1 protein-coding gene is annotated in these 232 nt (G+C 42.2%); it reads left to right on the top strand.

Going from position 1 to position 232, the window contains the following annotated elements; all coding sequences use genetic code 11:
- The coding region (locus CF394_RS15665) for a hypothetical protein (protein ID WP_207761649.1) at positions 1 to 232 on the top strand (232 nt) is incomplete at both ends.

The raw sequence follows: 232 nt of genomic DNA on the forward strand, positions 1-232 counted from the left end.
TTGATGCTCAGAAAAAAAATGTTGCTACTGCTCAATCTCAAGTGAACAACGCTACTGCTAACGCAACTGCTGCTGACCAAGCACAAGCTAAGGCTCAAAATGAAGCAAATGCAGCAAATCAAGCTGTCAAAAACGCTGAAGCAAACGCAGCAAAAGCAACACCAAAAAATATCGCAGCTAACCAAGCTGACCAAGCAGCAAATCTTGCTGATCAAAAAGCTAATGCTACAGA

The organism is Tetzosporium hominis (assembly GCF_002265435.1).
GTDB lineage: Bacteria > Bacillota > Bacilli > Bacillales_A > Planococcaceae > Chryseomicrobium > Chryseomicrobium hominis.